Origin of the sequence: Candidatus Thiothrix putei, from assembly GCA_029972225.1 — a bacterium.
GTDB lineage: Bacteria > Pseudomonadota > Gammaproteobacteria > Thiotrichales > Thiotrichaceae > Thiothrix > Thiothrix putei.
In genome coordinates this window covers 4,201,555-4,221,481 of record CP124756.1, presented here as the reverse complement: position 1 = coordinate 4,221,481, position 19,927 = coordinate 4,201,555, and the positions used below count along the sequence as shown (strand labels likewise).

Annotated in this window: 20 protein-coding genes and 2 pseudogenes; 5 read left to right on the top strand and 17 right to left on the bottom strand. The window is 52.1% G+C overall.

Translation table 11 applies throughout. The features are described 5' to 3' along the window. Positions 1 to 11: 11 nt before the first annotated feature. From QJT81_21670 to ybaK, 9 genes are all read right to left on the bottom strand, one after another. Complete coding sequence (locus tag QJT81_21670) at positions 12 to 452, bottom strand: NlpC/P60 family protein (GenBank protein ID WGZ94351.1); 441 nt, start codon at positions 450 to 452, stop codon at positions 12 to 14. Between the two features lie 151 nt (positions 453 to 603). Continuing rightward, positions 604 to 783: a hypothetical protein gene (locus tag QJT81_21665; protein WGZ94350.1), complete on the bottom strand. Its 180-nt coding sequence runs from the start codon at positions 781 to 783 to the stop codon at positions 604 to 606. Between the two features lie 57 nt (positions 784 to 840). Further along, the gene (locus QJT81_21660) at positions 841 to 1,224 is read right to left on the bottom strand and encodes a DUF2809 domain-containing protein (GenBank protein ID WGZ94349.1); all 384 of its coding nucleotides are present in this window, start codon (positions 1,222 to 1,224) and stop codon (positions 841 to 843) included. After that, positions 1,221 to 1,445: a DUF3955 domain-containing protein gene (locus QJT81_21655; protein WGZ94348.1), complete on the bottom strand. Its 225-nt coding sequence runs from the start codon at positions 1,443 to 1,445 to the stop codon at positions 1,221 to 1,223. The genes QJT81_21660 and QJT81_21655 overlap by 4 nt, the downstream gene beginning before the upstream one ends. Before the next feature lie 93 nt (positions 1,446 to 1,538). Further along, positions 1,539 to 2,027, bottom strand: coding sequence for a hypothetical protein (locus tag QJT81_21650; GenBank protein ID WGZ94347.1), 489 nt, complete (start codon positions 2,025 to 2,027; stop codon positions 1,539 to 1,541). A gap of 94 nt (positions 2,028 to 2,121) precedes the next feature. Then, positions 2,122 to 2,805, bottom strand: a complete 684-nt coding sequence (locus QJT81_21645) for an alpha/beta hydrolase (GenBank protein ID WGZ94346.1) — start codon at positions 2,803 to 2,805, stop codon at positions 2,122 to 2,124. A 2-nt stretch (positions 2,806 to 2,807) separates the two neighbouring features. Further along, entirely contained in the window at positions 2,808 to 2,933 is a 126-nt protein-coding gene (locus tag QJT81_21640; protein ID WGZ94345.1) for a hypothetical protein, read from the bottom strand. A 156-nt stretch (positions 2,934 to 3,089) separates the two neighbouring features. Then, entirely contained in the window at positions 3,090 to 3,929 is an 840-nt protein-coding gene (locus tag QJT81_21635) for an MOSC N-terminal beta barrel domain-containing protein (protein WGZ94344.1), read from the bottom strand. A 44-nt stretch (positions 3,930 to 3,973) separates the two neighbouring features. Next, positions 3,974 to 4,450 carry a Cys-tRNA(Pro) deacylase gene (gene ybaK, locus QJT81_21630; protein WGZ94343.1) on the bottom strand — a complete coding sequence of 159 codons (477 nt, stop codon included), beginning with the start codon at positions 4,448 to 4,450 and terminating at the stop codon, positions 3,974 to 3,976. Positions 4,451 to 4,733: 283 nt separating this feature from the next. Between ybaK and QJT81_21625 the strand changes: the two genes are divergently transcribed. Beyond that, positions 4,734 to 5,147 (top strand): hypothetical protein, encoded by a 414-nt coding sequence (locus QJT81_21625; protein WGZ94342.1) that lies wholly within the window; start codon positions 4,734 to 4,736, stop codon positions 5,145 to 5,147. Between the two features lie 22 nt (positions 5,148 to 5,169). On the opposite strand, the gene QJT81_21620 is transcribed toward QJT81_21625, so the two are convergent. Next, positions 5,170 to 5,298: a hypothetical protein gene (locus tag QJT81_21620; GenBank protein ID WGZ94341.1), complete on the bottom strand. Its 129-nt coding sequence runs from the start codon at positions 5,296 to 5,298 to the stop codon at positions 5,170 to 5,172. 84 nt (positions 5,299 to 5,382) lie between these two features. Here QJT81_21620 and QJT81_21615 point away from each other — a divergent pair. After that, positions 5,383 to 6,707, top strand: a pseudogene (locus tag QJT81_21615) (UPF0236 family protein). After that, entirely contained in the window at positions 6,694 to 7,749 is a 1,056-nt protein-coding gene (locus QJT81_21610; protein ID WGZ96525.1) for a transposase, read from the top strand. The pseudogene QJT81_21615 and the gene QJT81_21610 overlap by 14 nt, the downstream one beginning before the upstream one ends. Positions 7,750 to 7,958: 209 nt before the next feature. Here the strand turns inward: QJT81_21610 and QJT81_21605 are convergent, their stop codons facing one another. From QJT81_21605 to QJT81_21595, 3 genes and pseudogenes are all read right to left on the bottom strand, one after another. Further along, the gene (locus QJT81_21605) at positions 7,959 to 9,404 is read right to left on the bottom strand and encodes a hypothetical protein (GenBank protein ID WGZ94340.1); all 1,446 of its coding nucleotides are present in this window, start codon (positions 9,402 to 9,404) and stop codon (positions 7,959 to 7,961) included. 115 nt (positions 9,405 to 9,519) lie between these two features. Continuing rightward, positions 9,520 to 10,568, bottom strand: a pseudogene (locus QJT81_21600) (IS630 family transposase). A 22-nt stretch (positions 10,569 to 10,590) separates the two neighbouring features. Continuing rightward, a complete protein-coding gene (locus QJT81_21595) occupies positions 10,591 to 10,728 on the bottom strand; it encodes a hypothetical protein (GenBank protein WGZ94339.1) in 138 nt (45 codons plus the stop codon). A gap of 188 nt (positions 10,729 to 10,916) precedes the next feature. Here QJT81_21595 and QJT81_21590 point away from each other — a divergent pair, with 188 nt between their 5' ends. Beyond that, positions 10,917 to 12,608 carry an AAA family ATPase gene (locus QJT81_21590; protein WGZ94338.1) on the top strand — a complete coding sequence of 564 codons (1,692 nt, stop codon included), beginning with the start codon at positions 10,917 to 10,919 and terminating at the stop codon, positions 12,606 to 12,608. Here the strand turns inward: QJT81_21590 and QJT81_21585 are convergent. Further along, complete coding sequence (locus QJT81_21585) at positions 12,595 to 13,497, bottom strand: phosphoribosylaminoimidazolesuccinocarboxamide synthase (GenBank protein WGZ94337.1); 903 nt, start codon at positions 13,495 to 13,497, stop codon at positions 12,595 to 12,597. The two genes, QJT81_21590 and QJT81_21585, sit on opposite strands and share 14 nt — an antisense overlap. A gap of 77 nt (positions 13,498 to 13,574) precedes the next feature. Between QJT81_21585 and purE the strand changes: the two genes are divergently transcribed. Continuing rightward, positions 13,575 to 14,078 carry a 5-(carboxyamino)imidazole ribonucleotide mutase gene (gene purE / locus QJT81_21580; protein ID WGZ94336.1) on the top strand — a complete coding sequence of 168 codons (504 nt, stop codon included), beginning with the start codon at positions 13,575 to 13,577 and terminating at the stop codon, positions 14,076 to 14,078. Positions 14,079 to 14,170: 92 nt separating this feature from the next. Here purE and glnE read toward each other — a convergent pair whose 3' ends face one another. The 3 genes from glnE to QJT81_21565 all read right to left on the bottom strand — a co-directional run bounded on the left by glnE (position 14,171) and on the right by QJT81_21565 (position 19,671). Next, positions 14,171 to 16,831, bottom strand: coding sequence for a bifunctional [glutamate--ammonia ligase]-adenylyl-L-tyrosine phosphorylase/[glutamate--ammonia-ligase] adenylyltransferase (gene glnE / locus QJT81_21575; GenBank protein ID WGZ94335.1), 2,661 nt, complete (start codon positions 16,829 to 16,831; stop codon positions 14,171 to 14,173). A gap of 81 nt (positions 16,832 to 16,912) precedes the next feature. Further along, entirely contained in the window at positions 16,913 to 18,535 is a 1,623-nt protein-coding gene (locus QJT81_21570; protein ID WGZ94334.1) for an ATP-binding protein, read from the bottom strand. Next, positions 18,532 to 19,671, bottom strand: a complete 1,140-nt coding sequence (locus tag QJT81_21565) for an FIST N-terminal domain-containing protein (protein ID WGZ94333.1) — start codon at positions 19,669 to 19,671, stop codon at positions 18,532 to 18,534. Before QJT81_21565 ends, QJT81_21570 begins: the two co-directional genes overlap by 4 nt. Positions 19,672 to 19,927 lie beyond the last annotated feature (256 nt).

Here is a 19,927-nt window from a genome sequence, read left to right as displayed (position 1 = left end):
GCTCCATAGGCTTAATTTCCTCCATGAAGCATGGCGCGTTTTGCGCCGATAAATACACGATACGCAGGATGTTGCGCAATATTTTCCAGCCGCTCCATCACCGGGTAGCCGTTGTCTTTGGCAAGGTGGATAGCCTGCCCATCGCCGATATACACCCCAACGTGTGCCCCGTAAGGATCGGGTGTTTTGTTCCACAACAGCAAATCGCCCCACGTCAATTCCGTGACCCGGTAAGTATGGGTTGTGTCTTCCCACAATTCGCGGGAACGTAAATCTGGGACGCTGAAGCTGTTATGGCGTAGGAGTTCGTAGGCAAATTGCTGACAATTGGCTCCGCCTTCCAGCCCGTTGGTGTTCGGCGAACCGGGGTAGTGTGCGCCGTTGTAACGGATGGTCAGGAAATGGGGAGGGATAACAAATATCGAGGCAGTAGGCTGCGCCATATTATTCATTTGCGTATTCCGATTGTTCATAGCCGGTGGTTGCGCTGTCGAGCCAGATGGCGGCAATGCCGAGGAAATACAATAAAATTAACAATGAAATGATTTGAACCTATTGCTGCCAAAATCAGTACAAAAAGTAAAACCAGTAATGTTTCCATAATCACCGACTCGGTGGGCAAAAGCCCAGAAAGTCCGGTTTGGCGCAACTCGGCTCAACCCCTTTCCACTGCTGGCAATGCCCGAATGCATCTGCCTTCTCACATTCTGGGTGCGGTGTGGCGCAGGCATTCAGCCCCAGCAGGCACAGCCAGAGCAGTAAGTGTTTTTCGTGGCGTTTCATAGTGATTCCTCCGTCAATGTTATAAGCATGGATTTTGTATTCGAGTCTGCAAAGCCGCTATCGGTTCAAGCGATCCACCCACCAGACGACGAAACACCCCGCTGCATACATCAGCACATCGTGAAAACTAAAACTCGTCCCCACCACCACCCGCGCCCAGCCGGTCAATTGCAGTACATCCGCCACACGGAACAATTGCGCCAATTCCACCGCCACGGCGAAGGCAAATACACCGATTGCCAGCCGTGTTGCCTCCACATTCCAGAAGGCCTTCACCGCGCAATACACCAACATCACCACCAGAAAATCGCCGAAATAAGCACGGATAAAGTGATAGTCGTTGAGTTTAGTGGCGATAATCACCTCGATTGCAAACAAGGCAATGGCAGCGATCAACATCCGCAGGTTAAAATGTACCTGTAATCCCAATGCCCGCCTCATGAACCCAAGCCTTTCCACCGGAATGCAGCGCGGAGCAAGCCAAACAAGCCCAGCACTACCCCGATTAGCAAAAAGAGGTAGCCTAGTGGCAGCAAGGCAAACGGCTCATGCAGCACGCCCTCGGCATCTACAGTCCCCCCGATGAATTGAAACGCTAGCAGGCACACAGCCCCCATGACTAGAAAAAATATTTTCCCATTTGTCACAGTGAAGTATTTCATGTTGTTTATTCCTCTTAGTGTGGTAAGAATTATCCAGTACTGGTAAGAAGCAAGTATTTAGCGTGGTGTTTCATCGTGATTTCTCTATCATCGTTATGAGCATGGATTGTGTATTCGAGCCTGCGAAACCGCCATCGGTTCAAGCAACAGCGCTTTAAAATCCCAACCCGAAAAATTCACCATACCTTTGCCGCGCTGATAATGCCGCCAAAAATCCCTGCCGTATTCCGGGTAAAACATCCAACCGACCGCAATCACCACCAACGTCGGTGCAGTACGTCGCCCGCTGCCTGCCAGACAACATTGCATCCGCACCTCATCAACCACCGTCACGCCGTAACCGAGTAACACATGAAACAAATCATGGCTTTCAAACTTGGGCATTAGCGCGAAACCGTGCTGCTGTAAGAATGCCGCCAATGCTCGCCCCGTGCTTGCGGCGGGTAGCTGCTGCAAATCTTCAAGCGTTACATCCCAAGCTGTTGCATGGCGATAGTTAGCGCAACGATACAAGCCATGCAGTATTTGCACCAGCCAGCGCATTAAGCGTTCGCGCCAACCGTTTTCGGCTGAAAAATCCATCGCTCTATACGCCTCGTCAGTGGTTTAGATGGCGAGGATTATCCGGTGCAGACGTGCAGTGGTTTTGCAGAGGCTGAGGAAATACAGTGGATTTTTAGTGGATAATCAAACGGTTTAGAACGGCAGCACAAGCATCAGGCTGGCTTTGCAGCAAAAAATGCCCCGACTGCGCAATACGGATAATGTCCACCTTGGTAAAGTGCCGCCGTAAGTCTTCCGCACATCGCTCCGGCACTGCCCAATCATCCGCTGCTCGCAGGTAGTAACAAGGCATTTCCCAGCACTGTTCCTGCGGCTGATGCTGTGCCGCCGCAATCAAGCGCAAGCGGTAGGCAAATACAGCAGGCGAAACTTGTGTCCGTACTTGCCGAATGAGTGCAACCAGCCGCGCATTCAACCCCAACCCTCGCAGCAGAAAATCAGGTAACGGCAAGCGGAACAGTGTTTCCAACGGCAAAACTGTGGCAAGTTGCAGCAACCACGGGCGTGGCGCACTGGCAAACGACGCGCAGAAAATAACGCTGTGTAGTGCGATGCCTTGCCGCAGCAATTCCATCGCAACCAAGCCGGAAAACGATTCTGCCAGCAACACGGTATCCGTATCGAAAGCCACTTGTTCGCGCACTTTTGCCGCCAAGATTTGCACCGATTGGCATTGGTCGGGTGGGTAGCGAATGATTTGCACGCTACAAGCATGACCCAACTGTTCCAGCAGCGGTTGGAACAACAAGCCCGTGCCATCAAGACCGGGGAGGAGCACCAGTTTCATTGCCATCATGTTTAGCGAGTCAACCGGATTCTAGCTTTCACGCTATTCACCAGCGGAAACAGCAACAATAACACCCCACCCGGCAGCGCGATTGCCAGCAGGAATAGCAGGATTTTGGGGGAAAGTTGGATATTCATAGCGGATTCGCCTCCGTCACCAGCCCCAACACTAGCGTTAGGGCTGTTCCCCGTATGATCCGCGTTAGCGCACGTTTCACTCTGTGTCCCTCTGTTGTTGATTGAGGTACAGAATATGACAAACGTTTGCAGGAATGGTGCAGGCAATAAGGAAAGTTACGTGTCGAGCTGATCCCCGACCTTGATCAGCCTGCCGCTGCCCGCTATCAGCGTGGCATTTTGCCCAAAATACGCCCCGGTCAAATGCGGGTAAGGGTTCATCGCTGTTAAGGTGCGCAACGGCTCTTTCGGATTCGCAATCACCCCGGTACGCTGATCAACGGTCGTCGTTTTACAGCGCTGGCAAGGTTTGCGGAGGGTGAAAGCATAGCTGGAGTCGGCGGAGGTAAGGGTTTTACAGTCATTTTCCTCAAACGCGCTCATGCCGTTGAGGACGATATTGGGGCGGAAACGTGCCATCGGCACCGCATCCGCGCCGTTCGCCAGCAGTTGTGCATTCAGCGCGTCCAGCGAGGCTTCCGACACGATCAGGAACGGGTAGCCGTCGGAAAACGCCGTATCCGCGCTGTCGCCATCCATATACACCGGGTCAACCGGGCGCACGCCTTCGGGAGCGAAACGCACCAGCCGCAAGTCTGCGCCTTGCCATTGCCCCACCGCTTGCGTCAACCAGCGGGAAGCCGCGTCGCCTTCTTCGCAGCCGATACAGGTGTCGCGCCACACCAGCACCTCGCAGCGCTTGGCTGGAATCGGTTCCAGCGCAATCGACAACGCTGGCAACCCGGCGTGTTCCAGCACTAAATGATCGGATGTCAGGCGCACGCCGATGCTGGCCAGCCGTGGGATTTGCCGCTGAGTGACAAATTTTCCTTCGGCATCTACCAGCATCCACTGCCGGTCAAAGGCCAGCCCTTGGGTGGTGAGGGTGGCTTCATCCAAGGTCATGCCCTGGAGGGATTTGACTGGGTAAAGGTGCAGGCTACTGATGGTTGGCATGGGGCTTCCTTGATAGTGGGTAATGAATGCGGCTTTTGGCAGGATTACTGCTCTGTTTGCATCAAAGGCGTGAACACCGCACGGGTCAGGTGTTGCAAATCCTGTGGGGCAAGTTCGATTTCTAGCCCACGCCGCCCGGCACTGACGTAGATGGTGGGAAATTGCAGGGCAGATGCGTCTATGAAGGTTTTTAGCAGCTTTTTTTGCCCCAGCGGGCTGACCCCACCGAGTACGTAGCCGGTGGTGCGGGCAACCAGTGCTTTGTCTGCCATGTCGGCTTTTTTGGCGTGGGCGGCTTTGGCGATGTGCTTCATGCTGAGCATCGCCGCCACGGGGAGGATGCCGACGGCGAGTTCCTTGCCATCCAGACTGACGACCAGCGTTTTGAAAACTTGCGTGGGGGGCAGGCCGAGTTTTTCGGCGGCTTCCAGACCGTAGGCGGCATTATCCGGGTCGTGGGTGTATTCGTGTACTTTGAAGACGATGTTGGCTTTTTTGGCAAGGTTGATGGCTGGGGTCATGGGTTAATGTCCTGCGCGGTAGTGTCCATTGGTGGAATGGTACAGGCTATAACGTTTATTCTACAATCACTCAACAGTCGTAAGTTCTCCTGATCCCCCAGCAGCATGAAATCCCTTAAAGTAGGCGTTACCAGCGACCAACACTCCAAGGGATATCATGCTAGTTGATTTGGTACCTGTTCAAGCAAGACTTGCAGGCATTGGAAGTTTACATCCTTGCTGCAACCACTCCGCCACCAACAGGTCAAACAGGTATAACCCACCGTCACGCGAGGAAAACCCCATGAAACTGCTCACTGCCACACTGTTTGCTGCCTTATCACTCAGCGCCTGCGTCGCCACGCCGCCGGTGACACCGCAAAGCCTAACGCTGAACGCCACCCAGCAAACCAACCTACGCACCCTGTTAGGGCTAACCCCCAGCAGCCCATTCACGGTCAACGTGCTGGATCAGAATGCCGACCAGCAACTCAGTGCCGGTGACATTGCAGTGGTCTACGGTGGCATTGCCAATACCGAAACCAGCCGCCGTTCACTCAGTGCTGCCGATGTTGCCACCATCAAAGCCAATGCCAAGACTGATCTGACTGCCGATGATCAGGTCATGTGTACTATGGAAGCCAAACTCTGCCCGGATGGCAGTGCGGTAGGCCGGGGCGGCCCACATTGCGAATTTGCCCCCTGCCCAGGGAAATAACGCCAGTGTAGTCTGTGGCAACTCAGCTTTGCATAGCCTTCGGTTCATGAATCCCGTGTTTCGTCAGGATGTACTGGATGCTATGCGGCAGTTTTGCCCCCGTAAAACGTTCCACGCATTCCCCGTCACGGAACAGCAGCACCGTCGGCATAGCACGGATGCGGGTGTGAACAAAAGTGCGGTGTCCTGTAGACTAAGATGGCATCCCCTAAAACCAGAGAAAAAGGACTTTCCCATGTTGACAGTTAGCTCCCGCGACCAAAAACTTTTAGAAGCCTTGAACCGCAACCCCGCATTAAAAGCTCGGATGGAAGGGCTAATCGAGGTGGTTGAAAATGCCGGTGATGACATTATCAAAGCAGCAGACGCCGAACAGCGGGTGATAGAAGAACTGCGCCAAATGGGAAATGATGCGATCACTGCATGGGCAAACAAACGTGTAGAAAAATGCACAGCCCCAGCCTGTGAAGAAGGCATTGGGAAGTATGTAAAGAGTGGAAAAAAAACTGTCATTGGCACACGACCTACGGAAAAATCCACATAAGCGAACCGGTCTACCGGATTCCCGGCAAGCGTGTCCGCCCCTTTAGCCAGAGTGCCGAGGTTGTTTGCCGAGGCTGTTCGCTCCCGCTGCAACGGGCGGTGACGGACTTTGGGGCGGACTGTTCATTTGCTCAAGTGCCTGATAAATTAGAAGAACATTACGGGATACGGCTGGCATCCAGCAGCATCCGACACATCACCGAAGGTCACGCCAAACGCATCCATGAATCCCAAGTGTTGATAAAAGACTATCCAAGCACGTTGGGAAAAGCCTATGTCATTGCCGAAATGGACGGCAGCATGATCCCCATCGTCGAGATTGACGAAACAGCCCCCGACAAGCGCAAAGGCAAAAAGGAAAGCTGGAAAGAAGCCCGCCTGTGTCTTGCCCACGCCAAAGGCAGTGCTACGCCAACGTTTGGCGCAATATTCGGTGGCACGGTAGAAGATGCTGGAAAAATCTTATTCGACACCGCCTGCCGTGCTGGATTTGGAAAAAGCACGTTCCTCCATGCGGTGGGTGATGGGGCAAGCTGGATCAACCGTCAAGTGGATGAACAATTTGGCACACAAGGACATTACCTGATTGATTTTTATCATGTTTGTGAATACCTATCAGCAGCATCCGCAAGCTGTTCATGCCTCAAGGACAAGGATAAATGGTTTGCCAAACAGAAAAAAGCCCTACAGGATGGTCAAGCTCAAGCGGTCATCGACACACTGAAACCTTTCCTCGAAGCAGAAACGGTAGAAGACAGTAACGCCCCAGTACGAGCTTGTCACCGTTACCTGAGCAACCGCATTGAGCAACTGGATTACCCGACAGCAAAATCCCTCGGATTGCCCGTGGGGTCGGGCGAAATAGAAAGTGCACACCGTTACATCATCCAGCAACGCTTAAAAAAATCGGGGGCATGGTGGAAAAGTGATAATGCGGCGGATATGTTGGCGTTGAGGGTCATGCGGGGAAACCAGCAATGGAAGCATTATTGGCGAAACACCGCTGAGGCGGCATGAGGTTTACCGCACTTTTGTTCACACCCGTTTGCTGCAAATTGAAATACTACCTTGCTTCAATGATGCCTTTGGCACATTGACCCCCAAGCTTGAAAAACTCATTCACGTACTGGAGCTGACGCGCATTGAAGATTTTGTGCGCTCTTTTCGTGATGGGTCTGGACGGCCAGCGACGGAGCGATCTTGGTTTGCCAATGCTTTTGTCGCCAAAAGCGTGCTCAATATTGTCAATACGCGAGCACTCATTGACCGGCTGCAAAACGATCGCTCCCTGCGACGCATCTGCGGGTTTCCCCTGACCAAGAAACTGCCTTCCGAATCCACCTTTTCACGTGCCTTCGCTGAATTTGCTGAACAGCGTTTAGCGGAACGTGTGCATGAAACGTTGGTGAAAACGTATTTGGGCGATGCGCTGATCGGCCACCTGTGTCGGGATTCAACAGCCATTGAGGCACGTGAACGGCCTGTTGCCGAGGAAAAGCCAAAGAAAAAACAAGGGCAAACACGGATTCAGCGCCAACGGGAACAGTCACTTCAGCAAGCACTCGATGAGATACCGGTTCAGTGTAACCGGGGGACGAAGAAGAATGCCCAAGGCTACAAGCACAGTTGGAACGGCTACAAACTGCATATCGATACCGCCGATTGTGGTGTCCCGATAGCAGCCATTCTGTCTTCCGCCTCGTTTCACGACAGCGGGGCAGCCATCCCACTCTCTCAAATCAGTGCCCAACGTGTCACCAGTCTCTACGACCTGATGGATGCAGCCTATTGCAGTGCTGATTTGCACGAATACAGCCGTCATCTGGGGCATGTCCCTCTGATTGATCACAATCCTCGCGGCGGACAGAAAGAAGCGTTTGAACCTGCTGATGCCGAGCGTTACAAAATTCGCAGCACCGTAGAACGAACCAATGCCCGCCTGAAGGATGAATTTGGTGGTCGGAATGTGTGGGTGCAAGGTGCGCAAAAAGTTTACAGCCACTTGATGTTTGGGATTTTGGTGTTGAGTGCTGATCAACTGATGCGTGTCTTGTTATAAAGCGACTGGGTTTGAAAAAACACGGGAAGACTGACTGAAAAACAGGAGCAGTCGCATCGGTATGGGTGAAATTTAGCAAAAGTTACGGTAAAACTGAAAAAGCTCAGGTTTCGTTGGTCAAATTGAGTAAAAAATCGGCTGAATATGCGGCGTTCGGTCAATGCTGAAAATTGAGCAACTCAGTTTGTCGGATTTTGCAAGTCGCTCATTTAGCGATTCGCTAATTGGGTCGAACGTTGTGCTATTTTTTGTTGCTTCCCCCCAATTCTGCATTTATTCCGAGATCGGCTTAGGCGCTGGTCGTAAGAGCTTGACAACGTAGGATTAGAAATACGCTTGGTCTCACTTACTGCTGTTTTTACAATGATTTTTCCAGCTTGATATGCAGATTGCCCGATCTTGCTACCAGCTATACCGCCGACGACACCCCCGACTAAACCACCAACAACTGTACCAACTGGTCCGAATACCGTACCTATCGTTCCGCCTAAAACGCTGCCCTTCGTTGCCCCCGCTAAACTACCTATGACACTGACCGTAGTGCCCCCCATTGAATCAAGCGCTTCTTTCCCACTGACCTCACCTTTAGCATATTTATAGATAATCTTAGCATTTTCCATGCCCACATAAGCAATGTTGACAATTTTCCCAGCCGGAGTGTTTTTTAATAATCCGCTGATCCAGCCGTTTTTGACGGCGACAACCAGCGCCCCAGAGACAGCCACCTGTGCCCCAACATTACTCGCACTTTTTAAAGAGCTTTCAAAAAACTCTCGCATATCTTCACTCGCGGGTGGATTTTTCTTGCTGGTTATCCAGTTCCAAGTACGCCGCCCCAAAATTCGTGTCCCCTGCATACTAGTAGTTAGAGCGGCACCGATAAGGGCTTGCTTACCAATATTTTGGGCAATCGTAATGCGATTAGCATCGTTCCAATCGTATTGTTTGGCTTCGGCTTCTAATTGTGCTTTAGCTTGCAGGTCTTTAGCTTCGGCTTTAGTGAGCGGTTTAGACTTGATGCCGTCTACTTCAATCACATCGGTGGCGTTATCCACTTGATCAACCTGATCAGCGGGTACTAGTTTACGCTGCCCACGGTAATTACCTTTGTCAAACAAGGCTTCGGTACTATCCGCATCTTGCCCGTACTTAGCTTGATAACGTTTCACTAGCTTGCCATTGGCATCATAGATACCGATGTCCATCGAGTTTTTGCTGTAGGTTGTGCCGTCTGGCGTAAGTACTCTAGCCCGATAGCCACTACCCTGAGCGGCTGCTTCTAAATTGAACGTGTCAACATGGTGTTGCTCGGCAATAAACCCATCCAGATTCAGGCATCGGTTGACATTGCCGCTTTGGGTCATGATGGTGTCATGCATGTCTTGATTAGCTTGACCCATTGCTTGATCAATCTCTGCCGCATACGCCCCGACATTGGTGACACCCTCAGCAGTTGCACCCTGTTCGATACGTTTCGCCAACCAGCTTTCGCGGCTCTTGCCCTTGTCCAGATGCTCATGTAAAGAAATTTTTTCAGCATTATTGCGCTCAACACTGGCGATAATATCGCGGGCGGTTTGCTCCAATTCTGCTTGGCTCTGCCAAAGCGTTGAGTAGAGCGCAAACTCCCTAATCAACCACGCATCCAGCGGCATATCACGCTTGTGTTGCTCATGAGAGGTTGCAAAATGAGCAATGAGATCGCCGGTTTTTTGGGCGTTTTTCTCATGACCAAAAGCTTCTTGGCGCAGTTGGGTTGCCTGATATACCTTACAGCGTCAAGACCTGAACATTTTTAAAGGTTTGAAAATTTGTTGTCATCAACTGGGTCAGTTCTTTCTTGTGATCGGTATCCAGCTTGTCGAGACAGTTGGTGATGGCCGCCTTGAAAGCGGGAAACTTATCATAGTATTTCGAGTACAAGCATTTTTTCTTGACGAACTTCCACAACCGTTCAATCAGATTGAGGTTGGGTGAATAGGTCGGTAAAAATAATAGTTCAATATTGAGCCTTTTCGCACAGGCAAACACGGCTTCACAGCGTTGATACTTGGCATTATCCAAGACCAAAGTGATCGGTATTTTGAGTGCTAACGCTGCAATTTTTTCCAATAATTCACACACGCTGTTAGCGTTGATATAGGAGTCGTTAGTGATCGTGATGAGTTGTAGCGTTATCGCATTGAGTGCGCCCAATACGTTGTAGCGTTGTCGACCACAGGGGGCTTTGATGAATACGCGGGAAAATGACCACAAAAACCCCAGAAACGGTGCTAACACGAAGTGGGCGGCATCGACAAAAAAAGGGCGCGTTTGCCCTCCTTAGCCTCCTGAATGCGCGGTTTTAGTTCATTTTCCAGGAACTTTTCTTGTGCTTCCACATCAGCTTTGGCGGGTATCATCCCCACTTTATGGATGTCCATCCCTATTTTCTTCATAAAGACACGTACCCTGTCCTCACTGCGTTTGATGCCTGTCAGCTCCTCAATCTTAGCGGCTGCCGCCTTGCTGGTTGCGGGGGGATATTCACGAAAATAGGCTTCAATCTTGTCTTTATATGCCATCAAATCACTCTGTGGTTTATTGAATCGTATTTCTTTAAGAGCTTCTAAACCGTTAGGTTGTAGGTAGGCGTTTAGGTAGGCAAGCAGCGTGGCTTCTGTAATCCTTTCCAATCGTTTGATTTCCTTATGCGTCAACTGTTGGGATTTCAGGTACAGCACGGACATTTTCTTACGGACTCTGGGATGAGGATGGCGCTCCTTCCAGTAGAACAGCTCCGCTATCTCATCCTCAGTGAAAGTGATTTTTAATGTCATACATTACTCATGGCTGCTTTTGTTACCAGTCATCTAACCATATTTCCCTGATCAAAAAAACTATTTTATGGCACGGACTGGTATATTCCTGAAACTCGGCTTGGGTGAGAATATCGAATGCATCCGTAGCGGTGTCGATCACGGCTGGGGCTTGTGACATGGCAAGGCTCGCTTATAAAAATTTATTATTAAAATAGCAGCATAACGAAAAATGTAGGGGAGTGTCATTAATTTCTGACGAACAAATATGATACTAACGCAGTGGGCACTTATTACCCCATTTGAAGTGACTGCCACCGTGTATGCTAAACTGCGACTCATTAACCGCAGTAAACCGCGAGCAAGCCGATGAAAATCCCCTACGGTCTGAGCAATTTCAAGCAAGTGATCAGCGAAGGCTATGTGTATGTCGATAAGACCGCGTACATCGCCCAACTGGAAGAGGCAGGCAGGTACCAAATCCTGCTGCGCCCGCGCCGTTTCGGCAAAAGCCTGCTGTTGTCGGCAATGGAATACTATTACGACAGCGCCTACCAAGCGGACTTTGACGCATTGTTCAGCCATTTGCATATCGGCAAACACCCGACCCCGCTGAAAAGCAGCTACCAAGTGCTGTTCATGGAATTCAGCGGTATTGCCACTGGGCAGGGTTTCACACGGCTGTACGAAGATTTTGGGCGTGAAGTCGCGCAAGCCCTGCAAACGTTTCTCAAACGTTATGGTTATCCCGACAGTACGCTGGCGGCTATCGAAGGCGAACCCTCCCCGCAAGCGCAGATGAAGTATTTTTTCCGGGTGACGGCGGGGCAAAAACTCCTGTTTCTGATTGACGAATACGACCATTTCGCCAATACGCTGTTAGCGGATGACCTTAATCTATTCCAAGCGGTGGTGGGCAAAGGTGGATTCGTGCGCAGTTTCTATGAAACGCTGAAAACCGCCACCCAGCGTGGTGCGATTGACCGCTTGTTTGTCACGGGTGTTACCCCAATCATGCTCGATAGTATGACCAGCGGGTTTAACATTGGTGAAAACCTGTCACTGCTGGAAGCGTTCAACGAAGCGGTGGGCTTTACCAAAGCCGAAGTCGCGGGATTGTTGCAACCCTTGGCTACAGAGTGTCAGCTTGACCCAGAGGTGTTGTTGGCTGACATCACCCGTTGGTATAACGGCTACCGCTTTGCCCCCAAAGCCGTGGATACGGTTTACAACGCCAATATGGTGCTGTATTTCCTGAAAAACTTCCGTAGTGCCGATTGCACTTACCCTGACCCGATGCTAGATGAAAACATCGCCTCCGATTACGGCAAAATTCTCAGCATGTTCAGTATCGGCAATCGTGATACCAATTTCGCCGTATTGGATGAGTTAATCAGCAATGGGGAAGTGACTGCCCGACAACGCCGTAAATTTGATCTGGAAAAAGGCTTTGGGCGTGATGATTTCATCAGCTTAGTCGCCTATATGGGCTTTATTTCACCGCTAAGAAAAAGTCTGGCGGGTGAAGTGTTTAGCATCCCCAACTACGTGATGCAGGAATTGTATTTCCAGTACTTCAAGGTGGAATTGGAACGCCGCAACCAGATGACGATTTCCAGCCAAGCACTGGCGTTTGCGGTGCAAGCCCTTGCCTTGGAAGACGATATGCAGCCGCTGGTGACAGAAATGGAGCAAGCCTTGCAATGCCTTTCCAACCGCGACGCGATGGGGATGGATGAAAAGCACGTCAAAGTGTTGCTGTTGACCCTGCTGTACCAATCATCGGTGTATTTCATCCAAAGCGAGCGGGAAATGAACCGCAAATACCCCGATATTATGCTCTTGGAACGCAACCCGATTGCGGTGGATCACCAGCATTTGATCGAGCTGAAATACAGCAAGCAAAGCGACGGTACAGCGGGCTGGGCAGCCAAGCGCCAAGCGGGCATTGCGCAAGTGCAAGGCTATTTGCAGTTGCCGACGCTTGCCGCTTTGCCGAAATTGAGCGCTTGGCTGCTGGTGAGTGACGGGGTGCGGGTGGAAGTGGTTAAGGTGCGGTGAGTAACTCAGCCACTTCACGGTACTTAGCCGCTGTCTTTTCCATAATCTCCGCAGGCAATTCCGGTCCCGGCGCGACTTTCCCCCAATCCAGCGTTTCTAAATAATCCCGCACGAATTGTTTGTCAAACGATGGCGGACTAATGCCGGGTTTGTACTGATCAGCAGGCCAGAAACGCGAGGAATCCGGTGTGAGGATTTCGTCAATCAACACCAGCTTACCCTCCGTATCCAACCCGAACTCGAACTTGGTGTCAGCGATAATAATGCCGCGTTTGAGCGCATATTCCGCCGCTTGGCGATACAACTCCAAACTCACGCTGCGCACTTGCTCGGCGAGGCCTGCGCCAATCCGCGCTTGCATCTCGGCAAAGCTGATATTGATGTCGTGATCACCCACGTCGGCTTTGCTGGAGGGCGTGAAAATCGGTTCAGGCAAACGGTCTGCCATCTGCAAACCGGCGGGCAATTCGATACCGCACACCGCGCCGGTTTGCTGGTAATCCTTCCAGCCCGAACCGATCAAGTAACCGCGCACAATCGCCTCCACCGGCAACGGCTTGAGGCGTTTCACGATAATGCTGCGCCCTTGCAGTGGCGCTTTTTCCTCGGCTGTCAGCGGCAGATCATCCAGCGTTTTGTCGCTCAAGTGATTCGGGATCACGTCATGCAGCAAGCCAAACCAGAAATTCGCTACTTGCGTGAGAATAACGCCCTTCTGGGGAATCGGGGTCGGCATGATCACATCGAATGCCGATAAACGATCCGTGGTAACGATCAGCATGTGCTGGTCATCGACGGCGTAAATATCGCGGACTTTGCCCCGTGCAATCAGCGGCAGGGAGGTGATGTGCGTCTCAAGAACGCTGCTTGGGTGACTGTTTGTATTCATTCGCTTGCGGTTAGTTAGTGCGTAAAAGGTACATCGCGTTATAATATCAGATTTTGCAGAGAAATAAGGGGAGCATCATGACTCAACCCAATTCGGCGGTAGTGGTAGGGGTTGTCATGGGTAGCAACAGCGATTGGAACGTGATGTCCAAAGCCGTTGAACAACTGGAAAAATTCGGTATTGCGCATGAATACCGCGTCGTTTCCGCCCATCGCACACCTGACTTATTGTTTGAATACGCCGAAACTGCCCGCGAACGCGGTCTGAAATGCATTATTGCGGGCGCTGGCGGTGCGGCGCATTTGCCAGGCATGTTAGCGGCAAAAACCACCTTACCGATTTTAGGCGTGCCCGTCACCAGCCGTGCCTTGAACGGGATTGATTCGCTGTATTCGATTGTGCAAATGCCCAAAGGTGTGCCCGTTGCCACGTTTGCAATTGGCGAAGCGGGTGCGGCAAACGCGGCGTTGTTTGCCGTGGCAATGTTAGCGAATGACGATCCAATGTTAGCGGAAAAGTTGGCGCAATTCCGTGAAGAACAACGCCAATGTGCGATGAATATGGCGTTACCTCCGGCTTAATCCTAAATCATGCTCTGGATTTTGAAACCGTTAAAATCCCTTAATGGCAGATTGTTAGGCAATCGTACACTTGGGTTTGGCGAGGTAATCATTCATGCTTCCACCAATGCGACCCACGCTGCTTGTACTGCGTCACGCTCCCGTGCGAATTGCCCCCCATCCACCACTGCGTCCTGCTCCTGCAAAGACAATGCGTGGATACGATCACGCAATGTCCGGTAAGTATCCGCCAGCATCGCCGCCGTGTCGGCGGGCAAAATTTCCACCTGTTGCAGCGATTCAAGCTGGCGGATATTGTCGCTCCAGCGCACCAATTCAGGGTGTTCATGTGCATGAGCCAGAATCAGAAACTGCACAATGAATTCAATATCTGTCACCCCACCAGGGTCTTTTTTCAGGTTAAACACATTGGCATCTTTACTCGCCATGCTTTCCCACATCTTTTGACGCATCGCGATCACTTGCTTGCGCAATTCTGCTTTGTCACGCGGCTGACAGAGGATCTCATGACGCACTTGCTCAAACTGCACCCGTAAGCTGGCAGAGCCTGTGATCACCCGCGCCCGCAACAACGCCTGATGTTCCCACACCCACGCTTTTTCCTGTTGGTAAAGGCGGAAGGCATTCAAGCTACTGACAAGCAAACCGGATGCACCACTGGGACGCAAACGCGTATCGGTTTCGTACAAACGTCCCGCAGGCGTAAACGTCGTCAGCGTATGAATAATTTTCTGCGCAAATCGTGCATAAAACACCGCATTTTCCAGCGTCTTCTTGCCATTGGTTTGCTGCACCGTACCGTGGCTGTCGTGCAGGAAAATAATGTCGAGATCCGACCCGTAACCCAATTCCAGTCCACCGAGTTTTCCGTAGGCGATAATGGCGAAACCGGCTTCTTGCGTTTCCCCCGTCTCATCCTTGTAACACGGCACGCCCGTCTGCGCCGTCATCGTCGCCCACACGTGCCGCTGGGTTTCTTCCAGCACCGCCTCGGCAATCCAGGTCAACTGATCCGACACCTTCATCAGCGGCAATACGCCGGTAATATCCGCCGCTGCCACCCGCAGCACTTGCGCTTGCTTGAATTGGCGCAAACGTTCCATCACCTGTTCGGTGTCGCCCTGATCAATACGCTCCAATTCCAAGCGCAATGCTGCACCCAATTGCTCACGATCCAACGGCGTATACAACTGGCGCGAATCCAGCAATTGATCCAGCAAAATCGGGTGATCGATCAACTGGCTGGTAATCCACAAACTGTCGCTGACCAAGCGCACGAACTGCTCCAACGCATTCGGGTGATCGGCGAGCATGGCAATGTAGCCGGAACGTGGCGCAATTTTTTGCACAATTCGCAAACACCGTTCCAACGCCTGTTCGGGGTCAGCCAGCGCATGGCACGCATCCCACAACGCAGGCAGCAAGCGGTTTAACCGGCTGCGCCCCGTATCCGTCAGCGTGTTATACAAACGGCTGTGTAACAGTGCCTGAATCGCGGGATGTTCCGGCATCGGCTGACTTTCTTGGGTTTCGAGCGCAAACACGCGCTGGAAAATCTGCGCTACCGCCCGCTGATGACGATTGAGTTCCGCCTCAAAACTCGCCCAATCCGCAAAGCCCATCGAGCTGGCAAGGCAGGCTTGGCGTTCCGGCGTGGTTGGCAGCGAATGCGTCTGTTCGTCATTCCACATTTGCAGGCGGTTTTCCGTGCGGCGCAGGAAATGGTACGCCGGTTGCAACACGCCAAACTCTTCCGCCGTCAGCAGTTGTTGTGCCAGCAACGCATCCAGCGTCGGCAGCAAACTACGCCCCCGCAATTCAGGAATCCGCCCGCCGCGCATCAATTGAAATACTTGCGCAGTAAATTCGATTTCGCGAATCCCCCCCGTGCCAAGTTTCACATCGAGGTATTTACCACGGCGTTCGGCTTCGCGGTTGATCATCGCCTTCATATCGCGTAATTGCTCAATCGCGCCGTAATCGAGGTAGCGGCGAAACACAAACGGGCGCAAGCGTGCCATCAATTCCGCGCCATTGTGTTTGTCGCCTGCCATCACCCGCGCCTTGATCAGGGCGTAACGTTCCCATTCGCGCCCGTGGGTTTCGTAGTAATGCTCCATCGCATCGAACGACAGCGCGAGTGCGCCGACTTCACCGAAGGGGCGTAAGCGCATGTCGACGCGGTAGGCAATGCCCTCCGCCGTGGTTTGCCCCAATACCCCAATCATGCGCTGCCCGACACGGGTGAAAAACGTTTGATTGTCGAGATCGCGCTTGCCATCGGTTGCGCCTGCTTCGGGGAAGGCGAAAATCATGTCGATGTCGGAGGAAAAGTTGAGTTCCTGCCCACCGAGTTTACCCATGCCGATAATCACCATCTGCTGGGGTTCACCGCTGCGGCTGCGCGGGATGCCGTGTTTGGCGGTAAGTTCGGCGTAACACCAGCGATAGGCCGCGTCTACCAAGCCATCGGCAAGGTCGGACGTGGTTTGCAAGGTTTCGGCAAGTTCTGCTTTACCCAGCAAATCGCGGTAAGCGATGCGCACCATTTCACGGTTGCGGATCAGCCGCACGGTGCGCAATACGCTATCGTAATCGGGTTGGGCGAGGACTTCGGCAACAATGTTTGCCACCAACTCACCATCGGCATACGGCTGGCTGGACTCCACATAGGCTTGCCATTCGAGGTGGCGAGCAAGCTGGTGTTGCAGGTAAGGGCTATTCGTCCAAATGGCATCATTGATCAGTGGCATGGTTGTTCTCACATGGCTACGTACTGACCCATTATACGCCCCATCATAGTGCACGGGGAATGACCAACATTCAGTGATATTTTAACGGGCGGTTGCCCGTGCCAGCACATCAAGCAATGCCGGTAACTCGAATGGCTTACTGAGAAAATCATCCATACCGGCTTGCAAACAACGCTCGCGGTCGCTTGCCAATACATTCGCTGTCAGGGCAATAATCGGCGTGTGAGTGCCGGTTATTTGTTCTTGAGCGCGAATCAGCAAGGTGGCTTCCATGCCATCCATCACCGGCATTTGCATGTCCATCAAGATCACATCCGGGCGTTGCTGTTGCCAGCTTTCCAGCGCTTCACGCCCGTTTACCACGACCGTCACCTGATGCCCGATTTTATTGAGCAGCAAGCGCGTGAACATGCCATTGATTTCATTGTCTTCTGCCAACAAAATTGTCAGCGGGCGTTGTGCCATGCTTAAAACATCGCCAACGGGTGTTGCAGGCGCGGGTGTCACATCCGTTGGCAGCAATAAGGTGAAATGAAAGGTACTGCCCTGTGCAAGCTGGCTTTCCACCTGCAATTTCCCACCCATCATCGCCACCAATTGCGCGGCAATGGTCAGCCCCAAACCCGTGCCACCGTAACGCCGTGAAATCCGACTATCCACCTGCTGAAACGGCTGAAAAATAGTCTCAAGCTGTTCGGATGCAATCCCAATCCCGGTATCACGCACACTAAACCTTACCCGCGTACTGCCCGTTGGAGCGTGTGGTTCGGCAGTGATTTCAATCGCAATCTCACCGCCACTGTTCGTAAATTTGAGCGCATTGCCCACCAGATTGATCAACACTTGCCGTAAGCGCCCAGCATCACCTTGCAAGGTTTCCGGCACATCAGCCGCAATGCGCCAGTGAAAAGCGATAGCCTTATCACGCGCCGCGACTGCCAACGGTGCTAATGCCGTTTCCAACAGCGCTTGCACCCTGAATGGCGCATTGTTTAACCGCGTTGCCCCGGATTCGATCCGCGAAAAATCCAAAATTTCGTTGATAATGCCCAGCAACGCACCCGAAGATTCCCGAATCAATTTCACGTATTCACGTTGTGCAGGTGTGAGTTCGCTGTATCCCAGCAAATCGGTTAGCCCCATCACACTGTTCATGGGGGTACGGATTTCATGGCTGATCATTGCCAGAAATGCGTTTTTTGCCTGATTCGCGCGTTCGGCTTCCTGACGCGCTGCCTCCAAATTGGCGTGTTGCACACACGCCAGACACGCGGTTTCCAAACGCATTAATACCGGCGTCAGTGCCTGCAATTGTGCCGCTAATAAGGGCGGGTCTCGCCGCAAAACCAGCAAACCGCTTTGCCCAATAGGTAACACGTGGCAATAACTGCCATCCGTTTCAACAATATCCAACGGCTCTGCCAACAACCACGCATTATCCGCCAATGCCTGAATCGCTGCTGCTAATGTGGCGGACTTATCCACCAAGGGTATTTTCAGCTTGGGGTAACTGTAGCAAGGCTCAATGCCTGCAATCGTGTCAAATGACTCACAACGCCGTAGCCACAGATAACCACTGCGGCAATTCAACAGTTTCAAGGCAGGCGGCAGAAACTGGTGCAACATCGTGCGCAAATCCAGACTTTGCCCGACAAGTAACGCCAAGGCGTATTGCACCGATACCAGTTCTAATGTTGTACTCATGCGTCAGCAACAATCCCCAATACCGTGGTTTTATTAAAAAACTCCAGACACGCATTGCCTGCATCCGCAATTTCACCCAGCGACAAGACGCCCAACAGCGGCAAATCAGCGGGTAAATGGGCGCGAATAGTGTCGAGTTCTTCCTGAAAACGGCTGTCGAGAAACAAGGCGCGGCTCACACAATCAAACAGCAACGCCATGCACGGTGCGGGCTGGGCGCGTAACGCCGTTAAGGTGCAATCACGAGCAGCCAGCAATAAATGTTCCGCATCGCCTTTGAGGATGTACAGCATGTGATGCGCAGGCACTTCACCAATGCACGTAATCGCATTTCCGTTAAGCGATAGCGGGTCACGCACCACCACATCCTTGGTCAAACGCACCAACCCGAACGGGTAAGCCTTGCTCAATTCAAAGAACGGCGTATCCGCAAACGAACGCCCGCTATCCGCTTCCACCACGCGGCGATAAACCTCAAACGCGGGTTGATAGTCCAATGATAATAGGGTGTTATGCTGTGAGCCGGTCACGAAAAAAGGCCCTGCAAAGCTATGCCAGCCGTGTTCAATGCCAATGCTAACAGGAAGATCCAACGCGGTCAGTTGGGCGCAATCACCGACCAAACCGTGATTGCTGAATAAACACGGCTGCTGCTGAAAACTGAGCGACCCCGCGCCACCACCGATATAGGTGCATTCATCGCCGAATTCACCGTAGAGGCTTTCCAATAAAGCTGAAATCCGCGTGCTCAACCCATCAACCAACACCACCAACGTTTGCGGCGGGTTAACCGTAGCGGTTAAGGCAGCGAGGGCGGAACGGTAATCCGCACTGGGTTCGGAGAGTTTAGCGACGTATTCGACAGTAACGGCAAACGGCAGACCACACACCACGTAGCCCTGTTCCAAACGGCGCGAATCAATCACAATTTGCGGAAAAACGCCGCCAAAGACCGGCACGGACAAGGCTTGCAAACCCGCATCCACCAATGCAGGCGTCAGACCATTGCGGTCGCACGCTAGCAATAGCAGGCTTTGCGCACCTGCTGCGACTGCCGCTTGCGCATGACGGAATAAATTTTCGCTTTCACGTGCCTCATCCACCAATAGAATAAGCGCCGTGTTTTCTTGCCGCATTCAACCAAAATTCCGTAAAACATTAATGGATCGTAAAAAGCCCTTACCCTTGAGCATAGCGCAATCACTGGCATAGCAACACGTTAATGCACAAAAACACTGCCCGCATAAAGCGGGCAGGTTTAATAATCCGGTGGTGGTCGATAAGACGTTATAACAGCTTCTCAATTTCGCGAGGTAAATTTTCACGCCGCGCACCCTGCTGCAAGCAACGAGAGGTATAACAAGCAGCGAGTACAATGATCGCAAAAATAAC